Origin of the sequence: Streptococcus oralis, from assembly GCF_023110055.1 — a bacterium.
GTDB classification, from domain to species: Bacteria; Bacillota; Bacilli; order Lactobacillales; family Streptococcaceae; genus Streptococcus; species Streptococcus oralis_BY.
Genome location: NZ_JALDVG010000001.1, coordinates 1,144,968 through 1,170,360 on the forward strand (window position 1 = coordinate 1,144,968; position 25,393 = coordinate 1,170,360).

Annotated in this window: 25 protein-coding genes and 1 riboswitch; of the genes, 6 read left to right on the top strand and 19 right to left on the bottom strand. The window is 43.6% G+C overall.

The window, feature by feature from the left end:
• Positions 1-78 precede the first annotated feature (78 nt).
• From M1G01_RS05480 to M1G01_RS05495, 4 genes are all read right to left on the bottom strand, one after another.
• On the bottom strand, positions 79-303 hold the full coding sequence (locus M1G01_RS05480; protein ID WP_000257840.1) for an acyl carrier protein: 225 nt from the start codon (positions 301-303) through the stop codon (positions 79-81).
• A gap of 57 nt (positions 304-360) precedes the next feature.
• A complete protein-coding gene (locus M1G01_RS05485) occupies positions 361-1,335 on the bottom strand; it encodes a beta-ketoacyl-ACP synthase III (RefSeq protein ID WP_247931348.1) in 975 nt (324 codons plus the stop codon).
• Positions 1,335-1,769, bottom strand: a complete 435-nt coding sequence (gene fabT, locus M1G01_RS05490; RefSeq protein WP_000386335.1) for a fatty acid biosynthesis transcriptional regulator FabT — start codon at positions 1,767-1,769, stop codon at positions 1,335-1,337. Before fabT ends, M1G01_RS05485 begins: the two co-directional genes overlap by 1 nt.
• Positions 1,770-1,859: 90 nt before the next feature.
• Positions 1,860-2,645: an enoyl-CoA hydratase gene (locus M1G01_RS05495; RefSeq protein WP_001015588.1), complete on the bottom strand. Its 786-nt coding sequence runs from the start codon at positions 2,643-2,645 to the stop codon at positions 1,860-1,862.
• A 282-nt stretch (positions 2,646-2,927) separates the two neighbouring features.
• Here M1G01_RS05495 and M1G01_RS05500 point away from each other — a divergent pair, with 282 nt between their 5' ends.
• From M1G01_RS05500 to serS, 3 genes are all read left to right on the top strand, one after another.
• Positions 2,928-4,292 (top strand): aspartate kinase, encoded by a 1,365-nt coding sequence (locus M1G01_RS05500; RefSeq protein ID WP_125457406.1) that lies wholly within the window; start codon positions 2,928-2,930, stop codon positions 4,290-4,292.
• A 2-nt stretch (positions 4,293-4,294) separates the two neighbouring features.
• Positions 4,295-4,666 (top strand): DUF956 family protein, encoded by a 372-nt coding sequence (locus tag M1G01_RS05505; protein ID WP_000079379.1) that lies wholly within the window; start codon positions 4,295-4,297, stop codon positions 4,664-4,666.
• Between the two features lie 214 nt (positions 4,667-4,880).
• Positions 4,881-6,155: a serine--tRNA ligase gene (serS, locus tag M1G01_RS05510; RefSeq protein ID WP_247931349.1), complete on the top strand. Its 1,275-nt coding sequence runs from the start codon at positions 4,881-4,883 to the stop codon at positions 6,153-6,155.
• 23 nt (positions 6,156-6,178) lie between these two features.
• Here serS and M1G01_RS05515 read toward each other — a convergent pair whose 3' ends face one another.
• From M1G01_RS05515 to zapA, 6 genes are all read right to left on the bottom strand, one after another.
• Positions 6,179-7,078 (bottom strand): TDT family transporter, encoded by a 900-nt coding sequence (locus tag M1G01_RS05515; RefSeq protein ID WP_247931350.1) that lies wholly within the window; start codon positions 7,076-7,078, stop codon positions 6,179-6,181.
• A gap of 109 nt (positions 7,079-7,187) precedes the next feature.
• A complete protein-coding gene (locus tag M1G01_RS05520) occupies positions 7,188-7,736 on the bottom strand; it encodes a carboxymuconolactone decarboxylase family protein (RefSeq protein WP_000206774.1) in 549 nt (182 codons plus the stop codon).
• Positions 7,737-7,866: 130 nt separating this feature from the next.
• Complete coding sequence (locus M1G01_RS05525) at positions 7,867-9,189, bottom strand: alanine/glycine:cation symporter family protein (RefSeq protein ID WP_247931351.1); 1,323 nt, start codon at positions 9,187-9,189, stop codon at positions 7,867-7,869.
• Positions 9,190-9,278: 89 nt separating this feature from the next.
• Positions 9,279-9,367, bottom strand: a riboswitch (glycine riboswitch).
• Positions 9,368-9,535: 168 nt separating this feature from the next.
• The gene (locus tag M1G01_RS05530) at positions 9,536-11,872 is read right to left on the bottom strand and encodes an endonuclease MutS2 (protein WP_247931352.1); all 2,337 of its coding nucleotides are present in this window, start codon (positions 11,870-11,872) and stop codon (positions 9,536-9,538) included.
• A gap of 100 nt (positions 11,873-11,972) precedes the next feature.
• Positions 11,973-12,521 (bottom strand): CvpA family protein, encoded by a 549-nt coding sequence (locus M1G01_RS05535; RefSeq protein ID WP_247931353.1) that lies wholly within the window; start codon positions 12,519-12,521, stop codon positions 11,973-11,975.
• Complete coding sequence (gene zapA, locus M1G01_RS05540) at positions 12,518-12,820, bottom strand: cell division protein ZapA (protein WP_000002028.1); 303 nt, start codon at positions 12,818-12,820, stop codon at positions 12,518-12,520. Before zapA ends, M1G01_RS05535 begins: the two co-directional genes overlap by 4 nt.
• A gap of 86 nt (positions 12,821-12,906) precedes the next feature.
• Here zapA and rnhC point away from each other — a divergent pair, with 86 nt between their 5' ends.
• The 3 genes from rnhC (at position 12,907) to recD2 (ending at position 16,904) form a co-directional block, all read left to right on the top strand.
• Positions 12,907-13,788: a ribonuclease HIII gene (gene rnhC / locus M1G01_RS05545; protein WP_247931354.1), complete on the top strand. Its 882-nt coding sequence runs from the start codon at positions 12,907-12,909 to the stop codon at positions 13,786-13,788.
• A gap of 3 nt (positions 13,789-13,791) precedes the next feature.
• Entirely contained in the window at positions 13,792-14,406 is a 615-nt protein-coding gene (lepB, locus tag M1G01_RS05550; RefSeq protein ID WP_247931355.1) for a signal peptidase I, read from the top strand.
• 128 nt (positions 14,407-14,534) lie between these two features.
• Complete coding sequence (recD2, locus tag M1G01_RS05555) at positions 14,535-16,904, top strand: SF1B family DNA helicase RecD2 (RefSeq protein WP_247931356.1); 2,370 nt, start codon at positions 14,535-14,537, stop codon at positions 16,902-16,904.
• A 48-nt stretch (positions 16,905-16,952) separates the two neighbouring features.
• On the opposite strand, the gene tig is transcribed toward recD2, so the two are convergent.
• From tig to mvk, 9 genes are all read right to left on the bottom strand, one after another.
• Positions 16,953-18,236, bottom strand: a complete 1,284-nt coding sequence (tig, locus tag M1G01_RS05560; protein ID WP_247916656.1) for a trigger factor — start codon at positions 18,234-18,236, stop codon at positions 16,953-16,955.
• A 90-nt stretch (positions 18,237-18,326) separates the two neighbouring features.
• Positions 18,327-18,983, bottom strand: coding sequence for a DNA alkylation repair protein (locus M1G01_RS05565; RefSeq protein WP_247931357.1), 657 nt, complete (start codon positions 18,981-18,983; stop codon positions 18,327-18,329).
• Positions 18,984-19,616, bottom strand: coding sequence for a response regulator transcription factor (locus M1G01_RS05570; protein WP_247931358.1), 633 nt, complete (start codon positions 19,614-19,616; stop codon positions 18,984-18,986).
• A 10-nt stretch (positions 19,617-19,626) separates the two neighbouring features.
• On the bottom strand, positions 19,627-20,625 hold the full coding sequence (locus tag M1G01_RS05575; protein ID WP_247931359.1) for an envelope stress sensor histidine kinase LiaS: 999 nt from the start codon (positions 20,623-20,625) through the stop codon (positions 19,627-19,629).
• The gene (gene liaF / locus M1G01_RS05580; RefSeq protein WP_247931360.1) at positions 20,622-21,320 is read right to left on the bottom strand and encodes a cell wall-active antibiotics response protein LiaF; all 699 of its coding nucleotides are present in this window, start codon (positions 21,318-21,320) and stop codon (positions 20,622-20,624) included. The genes M1G01_RS05575 and liaF overlap by 4 nt, the downstream gene beginning before the upstream one ends.
• A gap of 166 nt (positions 21,321-21,486) precedes the next feature.
• Positions 21,487-22,488, bottom strand: coding sequence for a type 2 isopentenyl-diphosphate Delta-isomerase (gene fni / locus M1G01_RS05585; RefSeq protein ID WP_247931361.1), 1,002 nt, complete (start codon positions 22,486-22,488; stop codon positions 21,487-21,489).
• A complete protein-coding gene (locus tag M1G01_RS05590) occupies positions 22,472-23,479 on the bottom strand; it encodes a phosphomevalonate kinase (protein WP_247931362.1) in 1,008 nt (335 codons plus the stop codon). Before M1G01_RS05590 ends, fni begins: the two co-directional genes overlap by 17 nt.
• Complete coding sequence (mvaD, locus tag M1G01_RS05595) at positions 23,466-24,419, bottom strand: diphosphomevalonate decarboxylase (protein WP_247931363.1); 954 nt, start codon at positions 24,417-24,419, stop codon at positions 23,466-23,468. Before mvaD ends, M1G01_RS05590 begins: the two co-directional genes overlap by 14 nt.
• A complete protein-coding gene (gene mvk / locus M1G01_RS05600; protein ID WP_247931364.1) occupies positions 24,401-25,279 on the bottom strand; it encodes a mevalonate kinase in 879 nt (292 codons plus the stop codon). The genes mvaD and mvk overlap by 19 nt, the downstream gene beginning before the upstream one ends.
• Positions 25,280-25,393: the final 114 nt, after the last annotated feature.

A 25,393-nucleotide genomic window follows, 5' to 3' on the forward strand; every position in this document is an offset into this window, starting at 1 on the left:
AGTTTATCATTTGAGTTTCAAACTATTACCTAAACAAGAGGGAGTGGGTTTCCCCTACTCCTTCTAGTAATATGTTAATTATTTTGTTTGCTCTTCAACGTAGGCAACCAAGTCACCAACTGTTTTCAAGTTATCTTCTGCTTCGATTTGGATATCGAAAGCATCTTCGATTTCAGAGATTACTTGGAACAAGTCCAATGAATCTGCATCCAAATCATCAAAAGTAGATTCAAGTGTTACTTCTGATGCGTCTTTCCCAAGTTCTTCAACGATAATTTCTTGTACTTTTTCAAATACTGCCATGATAGGACTCCTTTAAAATATAAAAAATTTATAACTATGTGTTTACCACATGATTACCTAGATTGTAAGAATGAGTGTGCCCCATGTCAAACCTCCACCGAAGCCTGATAGGAGAATCGTCTGGCTACCATCTAAATGAATCATGCCATTCTCCACACACTCTGAGAGCAAAATCGGGATACTTGCTGCACTGGTATTTCCATACTCCATCATATTGGCAGGAAGCTTGTCTCGGTCTACGCCGATCTTCTTAGCCATCTTATCCAAAATGCGGATATTTGCCTGATGAAGCAATAGATAATCCAATTCTGATGCTGCGATTGGACCATTTTCAATGGTTTCTTTGATCGATCTAGCGACATCACGATTTGCAAAATCAAAAACTGCTCGTCCATCCATCTTCAAAAAAGCAGGAACTGCTTCTTGATCTGAGAAAGGAGAAGCCAAAGCCGTTTGACCATAGGTCAAGCACTCGCTCCGAGAGCCATCCGTATAGAGACTCTCCACAAGGAAGTGTCGTGTTTCGCTCGCTTCCAAGAGAACCCCACCAGCACCATCCCCAAAGAGAACAGCTGTTGAACGATCTGACCAATCAACTGCCTTGGATAAGGTTTCAGCCCCGATAACAATCCCTTTTTTGAACTGTCCAGAACTTAAAAACTTTTCTGCAGTTGAGAGAGCGAATACAAAGCCACTGCAAGCTGCTGTCAGATCAAAGGCGAAAGCTCTGTGCGCTCCGATATTTGCCTGAACTCGAGCTGCTGTGGAAGGCATCATCGAGTCTGGGGTAATCGTCGCTACAATGATAAAATCAATCTGATCCGCTGTTAAGCTCCCTTTAGCCAACAAGCTCTTAGCTACTTCTGTTGCCAAGTCACTTGTAGACTCTGTTTTTGAAATATGTCTCTGTTTAATTCCTGTCCGACTTGAAATCCACTCATCGCTTGTGTCCATGATTTGGGCTAAGTCATGATTAGTGACCACTTGCTCTGGAACATAATGAGCAACCTGGCTTATCTTTGCAAAAGCCATTATTTCAAATCCTCCAAAAATTGATAAAGGTTCGTTAAGCCTCTGCCCATGACTTCTTTTTCCTCAGGGCTCATGCCATCGATGATTTTTTCGACCATGGCCTTGTGGAATCGTTTATGAAGGCGGTGAACCAAACGACCTTTCTTTGTCAAATGCAGATAGACCACTCGACGGTCTTGGTCAGAACGAATACGCTCAATATAACCTTTTCTCTCCAGGTTATTCAAACTCGTCGTCACTGTTCCAAGAGTTACCATCAGTTCTTTTGAAACCTTACTTGGCGTTGCCTCTGGGAACTTCCCAATCACATCGATCGTGTGCATTTCTTTGATGGAGATGTCTTTGAATCGACTACCTCGTAAGCTAACCTCCTCAATCACAAGGACGTTATTAAAAATAGATGTTAGATAATCATTTACTTGTTGGTAGTCCAAATCGTTTCCCTCCCCCTCAAAAAGCTTTTATAATCAAAACATTTGATAAAAGAAGTATAACAAACTTCAAAAAATTGTGCAAGTATTTTTTCACATTCCTGTAAATTTTGGTCTTCTTCTTTCAGAATGTGCTCGAACCCCTTCTTTGAAATCTTCAGTTAGAGATAACGATTCTTGTAGTTTCAATTCTAATTCAGCATAATTCTGCCAATCCTTAAATTGACTTTCCCAAACTAACTTTTTAATCGCTGCGTATGAGTTTGCTGAACCTCTTCTTAATTTTTTCAGAACTTGTTCTCTTGTTTTTTCTAATTTGTCAACTTCACAAACACGGTATACCACGCCCCATTCTAGCGCTTTTTCAGCAGTCAAGGCTTCACCTGTCATAGCAAGTTGTGCAGCTCGTGTTACCCCGATGCTACGACTCAAGAGATGAATCCCACCAGCGTCTGGCGCCAAGCCCACTCCGACAAAGGCTTGGATAAATTTTGCCTTGTCAGTCGCTAAACAAAAATCAACTGCTACTGCCATATTTGCTGCAGCACCAGCAACCGCTCCATCTACTTCCATTAAAACAGGTTTTGGAATTTGCTTGATTTTAAAAGAAATTGTATTGACTAATTCTGCAATCTTATTCAAAGAAGGGATATCATCTTCGTCTACTGCGCGTTTCATCTCAACCAAGTCTCCTCCAACTGAAAAGACCTTCCCATTCGCATTAATCAAGATGAACTGCACAGCTTGATCCTGCTCCGCTAGAGTCAAAGCTTCTAAAATTTCCTCACACATTGGGATATGAAAACCATTTGCCACTTCGGGACGATTCAAAGTAATGATAGCAAGATCATCTACGATCTGATATAAGATATGATTCATAGCTTCTCCTTTTCTTTTATAAGGCAATAAAATTGTTTTATCATCAAAGTATACCTTTTTTTGGATAAAGAGGCAAGGAAAAACTAAAGGAAAGTGTCTCAGCTGATTATTCACCCATCATTTATGAGTGTGAGAGAAATTTTACACCCTTACTTTTAAACGGTTATCACTTTTCAGAATAAGTTAGTGTTTTCTTCTATTATAATAGGAAGTTATTTTCTTCATTGAAAAATGCCCCTCTTTCTGCTATAATCGTATAAAATACTTACTTGAGGAGTCCTTATGAAGGTTGTAAAATTTGGCGGAAGCTCGCTTGCCTCTGCTGGTCAGTTAGAAAAAGTCTTAAACATCGTTAAAAGTGATAAAGAACGCCGTTTTGTAGTCGTTTCTGCACCCGGCAAACGCAATGCTGAAGATACCAAGGTAACTGATGCCTTGATTAAATACTATCGCGACTATGTGGCTGGAAATGACATCAGTGCTAGCCAAAGCTGGATCATTGACCGTTATGCCGCTATGGTTAGTGAACTTGGGTTAAAACCTGCTGTTTTAGAAAAAATCTCTAAAAGTATTCGCGCCTTGGCTACTCTTCCTATAGATGACAATGAATTTCTCTATGATACCTTCCTAGCGGCTGGAGAAAATAACAATGCCAAATTGATTGCAGCCTACTTTAACCAAAACGGTATCGATGCACGCTATGTTCACCCAAGAGAAGCTGGGATCGTTGTCACAAGTGAACCTGGAAACGCACGTATCATTCCATCTAGTTATGATAAGATTGAAGGCTTGGCTGATAGCAACGAAGTCCTTGTCATCCCTGGTTTCTTTGGTGTGACTAAGGAAAATCAAATCTGTACTTTTTCACGTGGAGGTTCAGATATCACAGGTTCTATCATTGCAGCAGGTGTTAAGGCTGATCTCTATGAGAACTTTACAGACGTAGATGGTATCTTTGCTGCCCATCCTGGTATTATCCACCAACCACACTCCATTCCTGAATTAACCTACCGTGAAATGCGTGAGTTGGCTTACGCTGGATTTTCAGTTCTTCATGACGAAGCCCTTCTTCCTGCCTACCGAGGAAAAATTCCTCTTGTCATCAAGAATACCAACAACCCTGACCACCCAGGAACACGCATTGTTTTAGAACACAGTAGTGATAAATTCCCAGTAGTAGGGATTGCAGGTGACTCAGGATTCGTCAGCATCAACATGTCAAAATACCTCATGAACCGTGAAGTCGGGTTTGGTCGCAAGGTTCTGCAAATCCTTGAGGATCTCAATATCGGTTGGGAACACATGCCTACAGGTATCGACGATCTTTCAATCATCCTCCGCTCCCGCGAATTGACTCCTATCAAAGAAGAAGAAATTCTACGTCAACTCGTTCAAAAGGCTGAGGTGGACCATGCTGAAATCGAACATGACCTTTCCATCATTATGATTGTTGGAGAAAAGATGAAGAGTCATATCGGGGTAACTGCTACTGCAACACGGGCTTTGTCTGAGAATAAAATCAACATCCAGATGATGTCACAAGGTTCAAGCGAAGTTTCCATCATGTTTGTTGTCAATAAAGAGCAAGAGAAGGCCGCTATCAAGGCTCTCTATCATGCCTTTTTCGATGAAAGTAAGGAAGACTAATCATGGCCCAATCACTCAATCAAGTCATTGACCTCCAAACTACTGGGACATCTTACCTCTCTATCTCTGGAAAAGTTGGAAAATTTCTAGTTGGGGATCAAGCCTTAGAGTTTTATCCTGATGTCAATGTCGAACAATATATCCAAATCCCCTGGTCCAGCATTCAGCAAATCGGAGCCAACGTAAGTGGTCGCAAGATCAGCCGCCACTTTGAAGTCTTCACTGATCAAGGAAAATTTCTCTTTGCTTCAAAAGACTCTGGAGCTATCCTCAAAATCGCTCGGGAAAAATTAGGAAACGACAAGGTCGTGAAACTTCCGACTCTACTCCAGACCATTGGACAAAAACTTAAAAATCTATTTGCAAAAAAGTAGAAACTTTAGTATAATCATAGCAACGGATAAGTAGGTTATCCTCTTCTTTCAGAAAGTCTGCGGGTGTTGCGAGCAGATAGGAGGGATAGGTGAAATTCTACCGTTGTTCACAATTAAATACAGAATCAAGTGCACACCTGTGAAGTTGGATGGAACCGTGGCCCTGCCACTCCAACACTTTGTCAGGTGTGCTTTTTTTCATAAAGGAGTTCTTATGTTAGATATTAAACGTATTCGTACAGATTTTGATGCTGTCGCTGAAAAATTAGCTACACGTGGTGTAGATGCTGCTATCTTAAATGAGATGAAAGAAATCGATGCTAAACGTCGTGACATCTTGGTCAAGGTTGAAACTCTAAAAGCAGAACGTAACACAGTTTCTGCTGAGATTGCCCAAGCCAAGCGCAACAAGGAAAATGCCGATGACAAGATTGCTGCAATGCAAACCCTATCTGCTGAAGTCAAAGCCTTGGATGCTGAATTGGCAGAAATCGATGCTAAATTAACAGAATTTACCACTACTCTTCCAAACATCCCAGCTGACAGTGTTCCTGTTGGGGCTGATGAAGATGACAATGTGGAAGTCCGCCGTTGGGGTAGCCCACGCGAGTTTGACTTCGAACCAAAAGCTCACTGGGATCTTGGTGAAGACTTGGGTATCCTTGACTGGGAACGCGGTGGTAAGGTAACGGGCGCTCGTTTCCTCTTCTATAAAGGACTTGGGGCTCGTTTGGAACGGGCTATCTACAACTTCATGTTGGATGAGCATGGTAAAGAGGGCTATACCGAAGTCATCACACCATACATGGTTAACCATGACTCAATGTTTGGTACTGGTCAATATCCAAAATTTAAGGAAGACACTTTTGAATTGAAAGACACTAATTATGTCCTCATTCCTACAGCTGAAGTGCCTCTTACAAACTACTACCGTGATGAAATCCTTGACGGTAAAGACCTACCAATCTACTTTACCGCTATGAGTCCATCATTCCGTTCTGAGGCTGGTTCTGCAGGTCGTGATACACGTGGCTTGATTCGTTTGCACCAATTCCATAAGGTTGAAATGGTCAAATTTGCCAAACCAGAAGAATCTTACGAAGAATTGGAAAAAATGACAGCTAACGCTGAAAACATTCTTCAAAAACTCAACCTTCCATACCGTGTCGTTGCTCTCTCAACTGGAGATATGGGCTTCTCAGCTGCCAAAACTTACGACTTGGAAGTTTGGATTCCAGCCCAAAATACCTATCGTGAAATCTCAAGCTGTTCAAATACAGAAGATTTCCAAGCCCGTCGTGCCCAAATCCGTTACCGTGATGAAGCCGATGGCAAGGTGAAACTCCTTCACACCTTGAACGGTTCTGGACTTGCAGTTGGACGTACGGTTGCTGCTATTCTTGAAAACTACCAAAATGAAGATGGCTCTGTGACCATCCCTGAAGCTCTTCGTCCATATATGGGTGGCACTGAAGTTATCAAACCATAAAAATAAGGCCTAGCTATTTCTAGCTAGACCTTTTTTCGTAACCAAATCAGATAAGCAATCAAGACAAAGAGTAAAATGCTTAAACTAAGGAAAGTTTCCGCAAACACTAGATAATCTAAGATAGGCAGTTTTACAATTCCTTGAGCCATCTTGAGAGAGGTTGCTGAGATAATAGTTGGAAAGGTGAGAGCTGAGAAGGCTGGTTGAAATCCTTGTTTTAAAATATTGGGCAAGCGAGTCAAAACAAAGAAAAAGAAGGATTGAGATGCCAAAATCATGACGATCAAGAGCCAAATCGGTAGGCCTGCTCCTCCAACTCGAACTAGGGAAGCCAAGAGTAGAGAAAAGGGAGCACAGTAGATTCCTTCCTGTCCAAGCAAGGCTAGTGGAAGTGGATCTTTCTTTAAATCGCTATAAATAAGGGGATAGAGGTAGAAGGTCAAGACAAAACCAAAACTCAAGGTAGCATAGGCAATTTCAATGATTCCGACAAGAGGATAGGTCAAGGCTGCTACTGCTATCCCCACATAGAGTACCGTCCAGCTAGGAGTCGCATTGACCCTCCGACCTGGACAGGCAAATTTGATGGTAAAAGTAGCAATCAAAACCAAATCCAAGAGAAATGAAAACCACCAGATCCCTTGTGCTACCAAAGGAAGAGCAGGGAATACGCGAAAGACATAGGTCGACAAAATCATCCCAGCCATAGGAAAAGTGGCCATCCCAGATAAAAGAGGGGGCTTGGTCAATTCTTTCCTGGTTTCTTCCCAATTAAAAAGATGAAGAATCAGAAAGAAAATCCACAACACTAGACCAATCAGACTCAATAAATGCGACAGAACTGGCCAAGTATCTGCAATCAGATTTCCTGCACCTGCTAAACCCAATAAACAGCCAGAAAATACCAAGGGGAGTTTTTTCATGGCAACCTCCATTAATCATATTATTATTAGTATAGCATAAAAACGCTTAAATGAGAGCCTAAAAAATGAAGCCCGATTATTTCAGACTTCATTTTTTCTCAGATATGAATTAAGCATAAGGTTGCAATTCTGGGTTAATAGGCGTATTGGCTAGGTTGTTGGCATAGTTGCAAAGGCTGGCAAGACTAACACCGAGAACCACGTCCAAGGCATTTTGTTGCGTGTAGCCAGCTTCCAAAAATTCAGCCAAGGCTTCATCTCCTACACGTCCTTTGGTATTGATGACCGCCAAGGTAAACTTAGCTAGAGTATCTAGTTTAGGATCTGTTTCAATCGGAGTGCGGTTGCGAAGGGCTTGGAGAAGATCATCATTCATCTGGATTTGTTTGATTGAAAAGGCAGTATGACCAGCCACGCAGAAAGCACAACCATTGGTTACGGCAGCTGTGATTTGCACTACTTCGCGTTCCACTGGTGTTAAGCTATTGCGACGGTTGATGGCTCCGACAGTTCGGTAGGCTTCAAGCGCGGTTGGAGCATTGGCCAAGAGACCGATTAGGTTGGGAATATAGCCATTGTTATCTTTTTGTACTGTTTCAAGAACTTCTTTTACTTCTGCTGGTGCTGATTCTACTGTGTGGATGGTAAATGTTGTCATAAGAAACCTCTTTTCATTTTATTGTCATTTAGTCTATCATAGAATTTTCCCCTTGGATAATATATATTTTCAATCGCCTTGATAGGAAATGTTTATGAAATGAAAAAAACACACTAAAAGTGTGATTGGGTTAGTGTTTAAAATACTTTTTAGTCTCAGCAATAACGACTGGCGACAAGACTAAGAGGGCAATCAAGTTTGGTAAAGCCATCAAGGCATTGACGATGTCTGCGATAATCCAAACCATATCCAACTCGATAAATCCTCCCAACAAGACCATGACTACAAAGACTACACGATAGAGCCAGATAAAGCGGACACCAAAGAGAAACTCAAAACAGCGTTCTCCGTAGTAGTTCCATCCGAGAATCGTCGTAAAGGCAAAGAGTACAAGGAAGATGGTCAATAGGGCAGGTCCAAAGTGTGAAAAGACTGTTGAGAAAGCTGACTGGGTAAGCGCTACTCCATTCAAATCACCGCTCCAAACTCCAGTGACCAAGATTGTTAAACCAGTCAACGTACAGATAATGAGGGTATCAATAAAGGTTCCTGTCATGGAAATCAAGCCTTGCTCGACAGGCTCATTTGTCTTAGCTGCAGCCGCTGCAATGGGAGCAGAACCAAGACCAGATTCGTTAGAGAAGACTCCCCGCGCCACACCATTTTGGATAGCCATCCGAATACTGGCACCTGCAAAACCACCTACCGCAGCAGTTGGACTAAAGGCTGAAGTAAAGATGAGGGCAAGTGTGGCTGGGATTTTCTCGATATTAAAGAGAATAACTGTAAGAGTCCCTAAAATATAGACAATAGCCATAAAAGGAACCACTGCTGTCGAAACTTTTGATATGGATTTGAGGCCACCAAAGACGGCAATCCCTACAAAAATGGATAAAATCAGAGCTGTGATAGCTGGATCAACTTGGGCTGTATTTTGAATGGATTCTGTAATCGAATTGACTTGGGTAAAGGTACCAATCCCTAGAAGGGCTACCAATACACCCGCTAGGGCAAAGAAGATAGCAAGTGGACGCCACTTTTCTCCCATCCCCAAAAGGATGTAATGCATGGGTCCTCCAGCTACAGCTCCATTTGCATCCTTTGTGCGATATTTGATAGCTAGCAAGCCTTCGGCATACTTGGTCGCCATTCCAAAAAAGGCTGCCATCCACATCCAAAAGAGAGCCCCTGGTCCTCCAACCTTAATGGCTGTCGCGACTCCGATGATATTTCCCGTACCAACGGTGGCAGCTAGAGCTGTACAAAGAGCTGCAAAGCTCGACACATCACCATGTCCCTTGTCCTTGGTGAAAATTAACTGAAAAGCCTTAGGGAGACGAGCAACCTGCAAAAGGCCCAGTCGGATGGTCAAATAGATACCCGTTCCGACCAATAAGATCAAGAGGGGAGGCCCCCAAACGAAAGCATCAAGCGCTTTTAGCAACTCTAACATATCCTTCTCCTATCTTTCAACCCCAAAAGAAAGAGCACATGCAAGATACATGTACTCTGGAATGCTTAGATAAATGCCAAAAAGCGGTCTATCCTAGCTCTGTCCTTTTACCTGAGAGTTTGAGCAGTTGCCTGCCTTGCCCCTTCGGTGCCTTTACGGTCTCTCCAGAGTTCCGTCCATTTACAGTCATGGAAAACAAACCTTTCTCCACTTCTATTAAACTTCATTCGGTGTTGGTATTTTATTTTTTATTATTCTACAAGAAAAGTTAGCCATTGTCAATATATTCTATGAAAATTTTTGACTTTTCACTTCTTTTTTCAGAAAGAGTGAATCCTTCTTCTCTCTATCCTTTAAAGGTTACAATGGTGGCGCCACTGCCTCCAGAATTTTGTGGAGCATAGCCAAAACTCTTGACATGCTTGTTTCTTTGCAGGTATTTGGTGACGCCCTCACGGATGACTCCTGTTCCGATACCATGAATGATGTCTACCTGCGCCATGTTATTGAGCAGGGCTTGGTCGATAAAGGCGTCTAACTCATTCATAGCCTCTTCATACCGTTTGCCTCGGAGATCCAGTCTCGCTTGCGGACCACGACCAGAAGCACGTTTGATGACATTGACTTGTTTTTTCTTGACTGGGGCTTCTTGCTGAGCCTGAACAAGGTCAAATTCTTTCTCTTCCAAGGTCATCTTGATCAAACCAACTTGGGCTTCCCAGCGGCCGTCCTTAAGCTGATTGGTCAAGGTACCACGCTGACCATAACTGAGAACAATGATATCATCCCCAACCTTTGGAGCTCGTTTTTTCTTGGCCTTCTGAAGGACCTTGTTTTTAGACAAGTCAACTTTTTCAGGAGCTAGTTTTTTCAGCTCAGCCTTAGCTTCAATGATTTCATGGGGTTTGAGTTGAGACTTACTGTGGAGGTTCTTGAGAATCTGGTCACTCTCACTTAGAGCAAGTTCCACAATCTCGGCAGCTTGTTCACGCGCCTTGTTGAGCTCAGTTTCTTTTTCACGATTGAGTTCGTTATAGAGTTTTTTGAGTGCTCGATTCATCTTGAGGTTTTCTTGCTCCACCTCACGGATATTGTCCAAGCGTTTGCGACTTTCAAGCGTTTGCTCTTCCAATTGCTCAATGATACGGTTGACATCATTATCTTGATTGACCTGCTGGCTGGCATCTCCTACGATGACATCTGACAAGCCCAGGCGTTTGGCAATTTCAAAGGCATTGCTTCGACCAGGAACTCCCTGCATAAAGCGATAGGTCGGACGCAGGCTGGCTGTGTCAAACTCCATGCTGGCATTTTGCACAAAGGCTGTTTCGATACCGTAGGCCTTGAGTTCTGGATAGTGGGTCGTCGCCATGGTCTTGACCTGACGCAGACGAAGATCCTCCAGAATAGCCATAGCAAGGGCTGCTCCTTCCTGCGGGTCGGTACCTGCCCCGAGCTCATCTAGCAATAAGAGCGAGTGCTGATTGACCTTGCCAAGAATATCTACGATATTGGTCATGTGGCTAGAGAAGGTAGATAAGCTTTGCTCGATAGACTGCTCATCCCCAATATCTGCGAAGATTTCCTCAAAAACACCGACACGGCTTCCCTTATCAGCTAGAATGGGCAATCCAGATTGGGCCATGAGTTGAGTCAAGCCTAGGGTTTTGAGCATGATGGTCTTCCCACCCGTATTGGGACCTGTAATGACAATAGCCGTTAATTCCTTACCAAAATGTACATCGTTTGCAACAGCATTTTTGACCAAAGGATGGCGAACATGAAGGAGTTGAATCTCTTGATTCTCTGAAAGTTGAGGAACAACTGCTTGCATTTCTTGGATGAAACGTACCTTGGCACGAATCAGATCCAGATGGCCGATAATCCAAGCGTCATTAGCAATCTCTGCAGCATGAGGACGGACCCGTTCTGAGAGCTCCTGTAGGATACGAATCATCTCATAGCGTTCGTCTGCTCGCAGACTGGCGATTTCTTCGCTCAGCTTGACCACCTCACGTGGCTCGATATAGACCGTGTTTCCACTAGCAGAGATGTCGTGGACAACACCTGCAATCTTATTACGATAGGTGTTTTTGACAGGCAAAACCTGACGGCCATTTCTGCTAGCGATTATGCCTTCCGTCAACATCTGCGATTGTTGCTTGAGCAAGTCTTGCAAGACATCTCGAACTTGACTCTCGCTATCATGGATTTTTCGACGAATGCGTGCTAGTTCTTCGCTGGCAAAATTCTCGATAAATCCTGCATCATTTAGGGCTTGGAGACTCCCTTGCAAGTGTGGAAAATCATGCAGTTTCTCAAACCATCTCGCCAACTGCTCCAAGCGTACATTTTCAAGATTGGCATAAAAACTTTGCAACTCTCTGCTAGCAAGTAAGACCCGTTTGAGGAGCAGAAACTCCTCAATATTGAGGTCCGCCCCCATCTCCAGACGCTTGCAGACAGCTGATATCTCACGCGTCGCTAGAATGGTAAAGTGGGGTTGCTCCACAAATAGGGCTTGCATTTCCTCCATCTCTGTAAAGGCTTGCTTGATCTTATCCACCTTGGCAGTTGGAACCAAGCCTTTTAGCTCCTCTAGTCCTTGTTCTGTCAAGAGATGCGGTTCAAACAAGGCTTTGATTTTATTAAATTCTAAGGTTTCTAGTATTTTTGTATTCATATTTTTTCCTTGTATGCTGGTTTACAAGATTATAGCAACTAGGTGTTTTGACCTAGTCGTCCAATCTGTAAACAAAGGGCTAGGAAAAATCCCGCCCTTTTTATCCGATTAAATTTGTCACCCAGAGTTGTTTGATAAAGTTTGTCGTAAAAGGGACACTTTGGATGATGTGTTTGGCTACTGTACTTTTTTCGAGTGAATTTTGAATGATTGCCAGAGGCACTGTTGCAAGGATGGTCAGAGCCATTTGCAAGACAAATAAGGTTACCAATAGAGATAAAAGGCCTGATCCGATACGCAACCATTTGACATCGAGCTTTTTAGTTGGAATCAAGTGCAGGAACAAACCGATAAAACGTCCGATAGTGTAGCAAATACCAAAAACTAAAAGATAGGCTAGACCCGCATAAAAGACCTTGTCTAGATGAAACAGCTGGTCTGAAGGGAAGAAAAAGGTTCCCTGTCCTTCCTGAGGATTGGCATAAGGGACAAGCAAGTGGAAGTGGTCGCCCAGTGATTTATAAAACTGTCCCGCAACAAAGGCTGAAATCACTGCAACGAGGAAATAATAAACTTGCAGCACCAAACCTCTACGGTAGCCGATGTAAAAGCCCCAAGCCAGAACCAATAAGAGTAGGATTGAAATCATAGGGAGTCCTCAATCTTGCTCTGTTCTTGTTTGACAGCAATCAACTTGTGGCGGAGTTCTAACAACTCTTGCTCCTTGTCATCAAATTCAATCTCACGGTTGAGTTGTGTAGACAGACAATTAACCGCCAAAAGAAGCGCAATGGTTTCATCATCCGCCCCAGGCATTTGTTCTTTAATTGCTTGGTATTTTTCAGTCGCAACCTTGGCAATTTCCTCCATAAAGAGGTTGTCATGCTCGGTTGTCAAGGTTAATGTCTTTTTTCCGAATGTAAACTTATATCGATTTAGATTTGCCATAAAATTCACCTCACGATATTATACCAAATTTCGCTAACTTTGTCAGTTTTTACCAATTCTCCTGCTTTTGTGGTACAATAGAGACTATGGCAAGTATCACACTCACACCAAGTGAACAGGAAATTCAGAGCTTTTTAAGTCAGTATCAGAAGGCTCTCAGTCCTAGTAAAAATCCTTATATTCGCTATTTTTTTAGACTGCCTCAGGCAACAGTTTCCATCTATACTTCTGGAAAAGTCCTCCTGCAAGGCGAAGCTACTGAGCAATACGCCAGTTTCTTTGGCTACCAAGTTCAACAAGAAAACAGTGGACAAGATTTTCCTATGATTGGGACTGATGAGGTGGGAAATGGTTCCTACTTTGGTGGGCTTGCTGTCGTGGCTTCCTTCGTGACACCTGACCAGCATGCCTTCTTGCGAAAACTCGGTGTGGGGGATTCAAAAACCCTGACAGACCAAAAGATTCGTCAGATTGCCCCTATCCTCAAGGAAAAAATCCAGCACCAAGCGCTCCTCCTTTCACCGAGCAAGTACAACGAAGTTATCGGAGAGCGTTACAATGCTGTTTCTGTAAAAGTTGCCCTTCACAATCAGGCTATCTTTCTCCTCCTCCAAAAAGGAGTCCAGCCAGAAAAAATCGTGATTGATGCTTTTACAAGTCCTAAAAACTATGACAAGTACTTGGCGCAAGAAGCCAACCGTTTTCCAAATAAGATAACTTTGGAAGAAAAAGCTGAGGGCAAATACCTGGCTGTTGCGGTTAGCTCCATCATCGCGCGGGATCTCTTCCTCGAAAACTTGGAAAATCTAGGACGAGAACTAGGCTATCAACTGCCAAGTGGCGCTGGAACTGCATCTGATAAGGTTGCCAGTAAAATCCTTCAAGCCTATGGCATGAAAGGACTTCATTTCTGTGCCAAACTGCATTTTAAAAACACTGAAAAAGCAAAAAAACTTCTAGAAAGGTAAATTATGAATTTGTTTAAAACATTTATAAAAGAATGGGGAGTTTTCTTCCTGATTATCGCACTGGTCGGTCTTAGCCGTATCTTTCTTTGGAGCAATGTCCGTGTAGAAGGACACTCTATGGACCCTACCCTAGCCGACGGAGAAGTTCTCTTCGTTGTTAAACACCTCCCAATTGACCGCTTCGACATTGTGGTTGCGCATGAGGAAGACGGAAACAAAGACATTGTCAAAAGGGTCATCGGCATGCCTGGTGATACCATCCGCTACGAAAATGACAAACTCTTTATCAACGGTGAAGAAACGAATGAACCCTACCTAGCAGAATATCTCAACTTGTTCAAAACAGAAAAGTTGCAAAATACCTATACTGGCAAAGGATTTGAAGGCAATAAGGGAGTTTACTTTAGAGAACTTGCTCAAAAAGCACAAGCCTTTACGGTCGATGTCAATTCCAACACTAGCTTCAGCTTTACTGTCCCTCAAGGTGAGTACCTTCTCCTTGGTGACGATCGTTTAGTCTCTAGCGACAGCCGCCATGTCGGTACTTTCAAGGCCAGCGATATCAAAGGCGAAGCAAAATTCCGTTTCTGGCCACTTAACCGTATCGGAACTTTTTAAGATAAGGAAGAGGCCGAGAATGCTAAGTCTCAGCCTCTTTTTCTATTGCGAGAAGAAGGCCTTTTCGTCATCTAGCTTTTCAAAGTGGCCAAGAGACCAATTCTCACGAACTCATGTAAAGGAAACCTATGGAAGTTTATTTTTCAGGCACCATTGAACGCATTATTTTTGAAAATCCCAGTAATTTTTATCGCATCCTCCTCTTAGATATCGAAGATACCGATGTGGAGGACTTTGACGATTTTGAAATCATCGTTACAGGAACCATGGCGGACGTGATTGAAGGGGAAGACTACACTTTTTGGGGGCAAATTGTTCAGCACTCCAAGTATGGAGAACAGCTTCAGTTCAGCCGTTATGAGCGGGCAAAACCAACCAAAAATGGGCTGGTCAAGTACTTTTCCAGTAGCCATTTCAAGGGGATTGGTCTCAAAACGGCCAAAAAAATCGTGGATAGCTATGGTGACAATACCATAGACGAAATTCTGGAGCATCCTGAAAAGCTGGAAAGCATTGCTGGACTCTCTACCAAAAACCGTGAGGCTTTTGTCTCCACCCTCCGTCTCAACTATGGGACAGAAATGGTCTTGGCTAAACTTGCCAACTACGGCATTCCCAATAAACTAGCCTTTCAGATTCAAGACTTTTACAAGGAGGAAACTCTTGATGTGGTTGAAAATTATCCCTACCAGCTGGTCGAGGATATCAAAGGCTTGGGTTTTACCATCGCCGACCAATTAGCTGCCGAACTAGGCATCGAAAGTCAAGCTCCTGAACGCTTCCGTGCTGGCCTTGTCCACAGTCTCTTTCAAGGTTGTATGGATACGGGCGATACCTATATGGAGGCTCGAGATTTGCTGGAACAGACACTTACTCTCCTCGAGTCTTCCCGTCCCGTGGAACTCGATCCCAGCCAAGTAGCTCAGGAATTAGCTCATTTGATCGAAGAAGATAAAATCCAACAGGTAGATACCAAAATCTTTGATAACAGCCTCTTTTTCGCCGAAGAAGGCATCCGCAATAACTTGGTTCGTATCCTCGAAAAAGGAAAGCAAAAGAGTCATGATTTGGAAGCCATTCAAAAGCATATCGCTAGTGTTGAGGAAGAACTGGGTATCCAATACGATAGTATCCAAAAGCAAGCTATCTGTGACGCCATCCAGAACAAGGTCTTTATCCTGACAGGTGGACCTGGTACAGGTAAAACCACTGTTATCAATGGGATTATCGCTGTCTATGCACTTTTAGAAGGACTTGACCTCAGGAAAAAAAGCAGTCTGCCTATCCTTCTAGCAGCTCCAACTGGTCGAGCGGCTCGGCGCATGAATGAATTGACAGGTTTGCCTAGCGCGACCATACACCGTCATTTGGGGATGACGGGAGACGATGATACCAGTCATCTAGAAGATTATCTGGATGCCGACTTCATCATCGTGGATGAGTTTTCTATGGTGGATACTTGGCTAGCTAACCAACTCTTCTCCAACATCTCTTCAAATAGTAAAATTCTCATCGTGGGTGATAGCGACCAGTTACCTTCTGTCAGTCCTGGACAAGTCTTAGCTGACCTACTCCAGATTCAACTGATTCCGCAGACTCGCTTGGAACGGATTTACCGTCAGAGCGAAGAATCAACTATCGTTACCTTGGCGAGTCAAATTCGACAAGGCATCTTGCCAGCTGACTTTACCCAGAAAAAAGCTGACCGTTCCTACTTTGAAATCGCTAGTGGCCATATCCCAGCTACGATTGAGAAAATTCTTGGTGCTGCCCTCAGAAGTGGCATTCCGGCTCGTGATATTCAGGTGCTAGCGCCTATGTATCGAGGAACTGCTGGCATTGACGCCATCAACCAGCTCATGCAAGACCTGCTCAATCCACCACAAAAAGACCAACTCAGTTTTGAAGCTCCCAAATGCTTCTATCGCAAGGGTGACAAGGTCATTCACCTAGTCAATGACGCCGAAGTCAATGTCTTTAATGGAGACCTAGGCTACATCACAGATTTGATTCCTGGAAAATACACCGAGTCCAAACAAGACGAGATTGTCATTGATTTTGATGGAAATGAGGTCATCTACCCACGTAACGAATGGTACAAGATCCGCCTGGCTTATGCCATGAGTATTCATAAGTCGCAGGGGAGTGAGTTTCCCGTTGTCATCCTGCCTATTACCAGTGCCAGTAAGCGCATGCTGGAACGCAATCTCATCTACACAGCTATCACACGGGCCAAGAGCAAACTCATCCTTCTTGGCGAATTACAGGCATTTGACTATGCAGTTAAACATATCGGAACTGCCCGTAAGACCTATCTGATTGAGCGCTTCAGTGATCTAATTGAAAATAATATTGAAGAAAGTAAACAAGCCTTCTCTGAAACTGCCACAGCAAGTGACTCTGAACTCTCCTACATCCTCACCGAGGAAAACTGGTCTAGCATCCCAGCCATGATTGGGATTACAGATGCAGACTTAAAAGAGATTTTTGGAAAATAGTACAGCAGAAAGCCCACCTAGTCAGGTGGGCTCTTTTCTCTTTTAAGATTATTTTACTGTTGCAGTGCTTGTAATCAATTCAACAGCTTTTTTGATTGCGATATCGTGTTTCAACATGTCAGCTGAAAGCAAGTTTTGTACTTGTGCAACTTCCATGTTGTAGTCTGCTGCCAATTGCTCAATTTCTTTTTGGATTTCTTCTTCTGAAGCGTCAAATCCTTCAGCTTTGGCAACTGCTTCGATAACAAGGTTAGTCTTCGTACGTGACTCAGCTTCTGCTTCGTATTGTTTGTGAAGGTCTTCTTGAGTAGTTCCTGTGATTTGGAAGTACATGTCAGGGTTGATACCTTGACGTTGCAAGTTTCCAAGGAATTCATTTACTGAACGGTGAACTTCTTCGTGGATCATTTCTTCTGGAAGTTCTACGATTTCAGCGTTCTCTACAGCTTTATCGATTGCTGCACCTTCAACGGCATCTTTGTATGCTTCTTCTTTCGCAGCAGTCAATTCTTTGCGGTATTTTTCTTTCAATTCGTCAAGAGTTTCCACTTCTTCGTCGATATCTTTTGCAAGTTCATCGTCAAGAGCTGGAACTTCTTTAGCTTTTACTTCGTGGATAGTTGTTACGAATTTAGCTTCTTTACCTGCAAGGTCTTCAGCTTGGTAGTCTTCTGGGAATGTTACAACAACATCAACAGTTTCGCCAGCTGAGTGTCCAACCAATTGGTCTTCGAAACCAGGGATGAATTGACCTGATCCAAGTCCAAGTGAGAAGTTTTCACCTTTTCCACCGTCAAATTCAACACCGTCGATAGAACCAACGAAGTCAATCACAACAGTGTCGCCATTTTCAGCAGCGCCTTCTTTGATAACCAATTCAGCCAAGTTGTTGCGTTCGCGTTCGATACGTTCTTCAACGTCAGCGTCTGTAACTTCTTTTTCTACATCTACTGATACTTCAAGGTTTTTGTAGTCACCCAATTTCACTTCAGGTTTTGTCACGACTTCAGCTGTGATAACCCAGTCTTGACCTTTTTCCATTGAAGTCACGTCGATTTTTGGTTGTGCAACGACTTCAAGACCAGCTTCTTTTACTGCAGCTTCATAAGCGTTTGGCAAAAGAGCGTTCATTGCATCTTGATAAAGAGCTTCTTCACCAAATTTTTGGTCGAAGATAGGGCGTGGAAGGTGACCTTTACGGAAACCAGGAACGTTAAGAGTTTTCTTTACTGAGTTAAATACACGGTCCAATTCTGGTTTGATTTGGTCTTGAGAGATAGTGAAAGTCAAGACACCACGGTTTGTTTCTTTGTTTTCAAATGATACAGACATTCTGTCATTTCTCCTTAAAATTTTTAATACAGTCCATTATACCATATAATAGCGACTTTTTTCAAGTAATGAATGCGCTTTTCAATAGTGCTAGAGGTACTTGCTCGCTTCCTTGATACTAAGTTCAGCCATTCGTTTCCTATTTTTTTCAATAAAACGTGCTACCCATTCGGGATTGGTTTTAGAGTAGTCTCTTAGAGCCCAGCCGATGGCTTTGTTGATGAAAAATTCTGTCTGGTCCAGATTGTTGAGCAGGATCTTTTCCATCAGTTGGACATTTGTTTTCTCTTTCCTTAACAACTGGTGGTCAATAGCCACACGTCTCAACCAGATATTGTCTGATAGGCTCCATTTTAAAAGCACATCTTCAAGTTCCGGATGGTTAGCCACCAAACTTCCTACTACTCGATCTAGGATATCTACCGTGTCCCACCAAGACTTGGTCACGACCAGGCGCTCAAGCTTAGGCAAATCATCCTTCGTTAGATAAGACTGCATGGCTTTCAAATAGTTGGCAGCCACATATTGGTATTCTCTAGGCTCCTTTTCCCAGCAAGTGTCTACAAAATCCCAATCGATCATCTTTGTTTTTTTCGCTTCTGGAAAATACTTTTTATAGAGGGCATTTCTTTCAGGACCTGCAATACCTAGAAAGGGAAATTGATGGCGCATATAGGCTTCCATAGGCCCTGCTTTCTCAGGGTCTTTTGCTGCTTCTAGCTCCACAAGTAAATCTTCAAGACTCATCTAAAAGTCCTCCTGCCCGACCAAGTGGTGCTGAAAGGCATAGACCGCCGCCTGGGTGCGATCGCTGACCTCAAGTTTGGCAAGGATATTGGACACATGGGTCTTGACCGTCTTGAGAGAGATAAAGAGTTCATCTGCGATCCGCTGATTTTCGTAGCCCTTGGCGATGAGTTGAAGTACGTCTCGCTCACGCGCAGTCAGCTCCTCATGAAGCTCCATATGATTACGGTGGTATTCAACCTTCTTGCTGACCTCTTGTTCAATAGCCAGCTCTCCAGCAGCCACCTTACGAACGGCATGGAGCAGTTCGTCTGCACTAGAAGTCTTGAGCATATAACCTTTGGCACCCGCATTCAAGACTGGCATGATTTTTTCATTGTCCAAGTAAGAAGTTACAATCAAAATCTTGGCTTCAGGCCATTCATTGAGGATGGCTAAGGTCGCGTCAATCCCATTCATCTCAGGCATGACGATATCCATGACAATGACATCTGGACGCAGTTTCAAGGCCAACTCAATACCTTGAGCCCCATTGGCAGCCTCGCCCACAACTTCCACATCGTCTTGGAGATCAAAATAGCTTTTCAAGCCCAATCGAACCATTTCATGGTCATCTACCAGTAAAATTTTCATCTCTACTCCTTTATGATTCCTTGTCTAGCAGGGGAATACGGATATCAACCGCCAGTCCTTGCTTAGGTGCTGTCAAGAGTTGAACGGTTCCTGCCATATCTTCGACCCGCTCCTTGATATTTCGCAGTCCATAACTCAAGTCGTCTAAACTCCCTAACTGGAAACCAATCCCATTATCCACAACCTTCAGCTGCACTTCAACATCTGTCTGATAGAGGTAAACATCTAGGCAAGATGCCTGGGCATGGCGGAGGGTATTGCTAATCAACTCCTGCAAAATACGGAAGATATGTTCTTCGATCTTCTTAGGCAATTTAGACACATTGTGCTTGAGACTAACCTTGAGATCACTCTTGTCCTCAAGCTCTTTTAAGAGGATTTGAATCCCCTCAATCAAACTCTTCTCTTCCAACTCAACTGGTCGCAAATGCAAGAGCAAGACCCGCAAATCCTTTTGGGCGGTCTCTAGGATAGCTGCGACGCTTTGCAACTGGGTCTGCATCTTTTCTCTATCCAGCTTCAAAGCCTGCTGACTGACACCTGATAAAATCATATGGGCCGCAAACAACTCCTGACTAACTGTATCGTGCAAGTCACGTGCTATCCGCTTCCTTTCCTTCTCGATGATTGCTTCTTCCTTGACCAGGCTTTGATTTTCAGCCTTTTGAACAGCCTCTGTCAAGAGGTTAAGCTTGCCAGACAAGGACTTAAAACTAGCATCCAAGTCTGGATCTGCAAAGGCAACCACCTCTTTTCCTGCTAGCAGTCGCTTGAGATTGACTTGCATTTTTCTGCGAGAGACTTCTTCAATCACGCGCCAAAAGAGGACAAAAAAGAAGGTCATGGAAAGGCTAAAGACCAAGATCAAGAAGATGAGTTTCTCTGTTTTCTCGATATCTTGTAGCAAATAGGACCAGTCTAGTTCAAAAATATCAAGTAAACTATTAGCCAAAAAGAGGATAAAGAGGAAAGAAGTCAGACCGATTAACAGGTAGGATTGCTTTTTCATCCTCTGACCACCTCCACATCGCCAACCATAGTAGTTAGGAAAATCTTGACGCTCTTGTTACTCTTGAGATAGTCTCTGGTTTCCTGATGATAGTGTTCATTGCGGAGGGATCTCTTAGGCTGATGAAGGAAGGTAAGATCTCCATAGAGGCAGTTGACACTGAGACTGATTTCCACATCTACAGGTACGATAATCCTAGTCGTTCCGATCATCTTTCTAAGAATAATGACATTGTCATGATTGGTTAGGATAACTCTTTCCAAATGAATGGTATCCTTGCCCATGAGACGAAATAGATTGATATCGTCAAATTGACAGGTCTGGTGACTAGAGAAATGATGGAGATTGCCAAACCAAGGATTGCGTTCATTTTTAACCATCACCACCTCTTCAAAGACCAAGTCCGTATCCCCTCTTTCTTGATTCATCATCGGATAGAGAAGAAAGAGACTGTAGATAACTGCCACAAAGATAGCTAAAATCACAAAGGGATTGAGCATGACGATGAAAAAGAAAAGAATAGTCGCCACAAGGAGGAATACGTTGTTGCCCTCCTTACCTGTATAATAGCGGAGCAAGAGCAAAAAGAGGAATAGAATCAGCAGAAAACGCGAAAAATGCTCTGATACCATCAAAATCAGAGCTCCCGTCAATAGACAGGCTTCGATAAATAAAAAGATTTGAAATTTTTTCATAGCTGCATCCTCTCCCTTCTATTTTATCACAATTCAAAAAAGTCACCTCGGTCTGAGGATGGAAAAAGGAGATTGGACAGAAACCGCTCCTACAAACAAGGTTCTTTCAGCCCACCACAGTTGACAAAAGGCTACAAAAAAGGGCGGGGTTCCTTTCCCGACCTCTCTACTTCTGATCTTTAGCTTCTTTTAGTTTACCATAAAGAATATAGTCTACGTCTTGCAGATCCGCTATGGTAGCACAATTAAGGGCACACATAATCAAGCGCAGGTCTTCTTTCCAGCCTTGGACAATGCCAATCACCTCTTCGACGGAGTAGGTTTCAATCAACTCTAGAACGGTACGTGACAGTCCTACAGCCTTGGCACCAAAGACCAGGCACTTAATCATATCCAGCGGATTTCGAACCCCTCCGCTGACCAAGAGTTGGACCTTGTCTTTCCAGGTTTGGGCATTGAGAAGGGCTTGCATAGTAGACTGCCCCCATTGATTAAGGTAATCACGTTGACCACTGCGACGGTTTTCGATATAGGCAAAGCTGGTGCCACCACGACCCGACAGGTCAACCGTTCGAACACCCAGATCATAGGCTCTCTCAATGGTCTTCACATCCATCCCAAAGCCCACTTCCTTTAGAATAATAGGAACAGGGATCCGCTTGCTATAATCTGCTAGATGCGATTGCCAGCTTCGAAACTTTCTTTCTCCCTCTGGCATGAGTAATTCCTGCATGACATTGACGTGCACTTGGAGGAGAAGAGGATTCATCGCTTCTACAGTCTGAAGGCCTAACTCAACAGGCTTGTCCAATCCAATATTGCTTCCAAGGAGGAGATTTGGATGGCTAGTCTTGACAGAAAAAGAGTCATCTGTTGGATCTTTGAGGGCTGCGCTATAAGAGCCCGTCACAAACAAAATCCCACATGCTTCTGCCACCTGAGCCAGTTTTTGATTGATTTCTTTACCTTTGTCGCTCCCACCTGTCATGGCATTGATATAAAAAGGAAAGTCCCACTTTCGACCTGCAAACTCTGTAGACAAATCAATCTCATCCAGGTCATAAAGAGGCAGGGAAGAATGAATCAACTCCACCTCATCAAAGCTATTATAGGAACTTTTCTGCTCAAGGGCATAGCGGATATGCTCGTCCTTACGATTTGTCGTCATGTCCTATCCTTTCTTGGTATAAGAGCTCAATCCCCAGATCAGCCCAGCGATTTTTTATGGTTTCAGTTGATTGCTCATCAAAACTCAAGGCAATGCCACAGTCACCACCACCAGCGCCACTACTCTTGGCAACAGCCTGCAAATCTTGACTGGCTTCTTTCAACTGTCTCAGCGAAGGTGTGTATATATCTAGGCTCAAGCCTTCTAAAAGCTGACTGGCTGTTTCCACCTGCTCGATGATTTTTTCTGCATTCCCCTGCTCCAAGGCTTCTACCAAAGCAGCAACCGTTGCTTTTGAGGAACTTAAAAAATTCTGGTCTATGTTTCGCTTGATTTGCTGGACCATTTGACTCGATACGGCCACTTGCTTGGTCCATCCCACTAGGAAATCACATTCTAGAGCTGGTTGCACTTGTGAGATAGAAAAGCCCCAATCACGCTCCAAAACTGTCGCCAAATTTTCTTCTTTCAACCAAGCAGCTATCTTCTTTCGATCAAAAGACTGGTAGAGAACCAAATCCTCTGCCACAATACAGGCAAGGTCTCCCATAGAACCATTGTCGCCTCGCTTGAGCAAGACCGCGCTAGCCAGCTTGAACATGAGTTCCGGATCAACCGTAATATCATATAGAGCCAGCAGGGCCTTGATCACCAAGACAACGACGCTACCACTAGAACCCAGACCAAACTTTTTGCCTTCCCGTTCCATTTTTCCACGGATTTCCAAGGAAAAAGGTCGCAAGGCTTGCCCACGATAAACGAGGAAATCTTCCACTAGAGCAATCGTTTCTTGAATCAAGCTGTAGTCAGGATTTGGCGTCAAGTCCACTGCGAAATCAAACATGTCTGAGTAGATACGGTAGCTGTCAGAAAAGGCAATCTCAGCCTTCATATAGATGGGAATAGCCTTTATCAAGGCTAACTGCCCTGGCTCTAAAATAGCATATTCACCAGCCCAATAGAGCTTTCCGCAAGTTTTAACAGCAATCATCTTGGCTCAAATCCTTTGTTTTTGACACAATCAAGCGGTAACGTTGACCGAAGATTTCTGATAAATGCTCCAAGTCTTTCTCCTGACAGAGGACTTTGACATTGGGACCGGCATCCATGGTAAAGTAGCAGGCTTCCCCTTGCTCACGAAGCTGGCGAACAAAGTCCATGGCTTCATAGGAAGCATCCGTTAGATAAGAAAAGGCTGGACTAGCAGTCTTGGTCGTAGCGTGCATGGCTAGGGCATTTTTCTCCGTTAATTCCCCAACCTTAGCAATATCATTCTCTTTGAGATAAACCAGCATATCCTGATAATCCTTCTCAGACTGGCGAACCCAATCATCAAAAGTCGTCGAAGTTTCCACACAGAGTTTCATCCCATCACGGCTAGAAATTGATTTTTTCTTGTCCTCTAGCACCAACATGATCATGGCTAGTTTCAAGTCTGTCTCTACAGGGTAGATTTCCCCACTATCCTTGTCCCAAGCTCCTAGCGGACCATAAAAACTGCGTGAGGACGACCCTGAGGCAAATTTAGCCTCCTGAGCCAACTGACTTCTATCCAATCCTAGCTGGAAATACGCATTACAAGCCTTGACCAAGGCGGACAAACCACTGGAACTTGAGGACAAGCCCGCTGCAGTCGGCATGTTGTTTTGGGTATCAATACGGACAAATCCCTCACCTTCTGGACGGTAGCGATTGATGATTTTACTCATCTTGGCATGTTCTGCCTCATTTTGGAGCTGACCATTGATATAAAAGGCATCAGCCGTCGCAAGGGCTGGCAGAGGCGACAAGGTTGTCTCTGTGTACATATTTTCCAAAGTCAGAGAGATACTGCTAGTAGCAGGCACCATCTCTTTTTCTTTTTTCTTTCCCCAATATTTGATAATGGCAATATTTGCGTAGGAACGTACTGTTACAGGCTTTCGATCCATGTCTGAACAGCTCCTTTCTCTTCTAATCGTTTTGCTAGTTCTTGCGCTTGGTCCAGATTGGCTACCAAGGCGATAATACAGCCTCCTAGCCCACCACCACTCATCTTGGCACCCAGAGCACCATGGTTAAGAGCCGTTTCAACCAGTGAGTCAGCCTCAGGGCTACTAACACCAATTTCTTTTAAATGTAAATGCGCTTGACTGAGGATTTGTCCCAGTCCCTCAGCATCCTTTTGTCTAATCGCATCTTCTGCTTGCTGGGTCAATTCTCCCAAGGCATGCAAAAACGGTAGGGCATCCTTTCCCTTGCTTTGAACCACTTGGATGGCTTCACGAGTGTGACCATAAACACCCGTATCTGCAATCACCAAATAGGCAGATAGGTTCATCTCAAGTTCTGTAAAACCAACATTCTTGATAAAGCGAATAGGTTGGTCACTGAGACAGGTCTTGGCATCCAAGCCGCTTGGATTCATATGGGCAATCATCTCAGCCCGATTGACCAAGATTTCTAGTACATCATGAGGCAGATCGGCTTGATAGTAGTCAAATACCGCACGTATGGCCGCTATGCTGATAGCCGCTGACGAACCCATTCCCCGTTTTTCAGGGATAGCCGAGTCAATCACACAGCGAATGCAGGCCTCTTTAATCTCTAAATATTCTAACGAGGCATACACCGCCATAGACAAGGTATCCTCCTCATAAAGACGCCATGGACTTTCAGCAGGAACCACCTTACAAGTCACTTCCACCTCTAAGAGAGGCAGGGAAATGGCTGGATAACCGTAAACAACCGCATGCTCTCCTATTAAAATAATCTTACTATGTGCCTGACCGACACCAACTTTTTTTGTCATGTTTTCCTTTTGCTAGACGAAAAGACCGTCTCATTTCATACAGTAGTATTTTCTCCTATCTATTTTATTATATTTTCACAAAAAAAGCGATTGTTTCCTTCACAATCGCCTCTT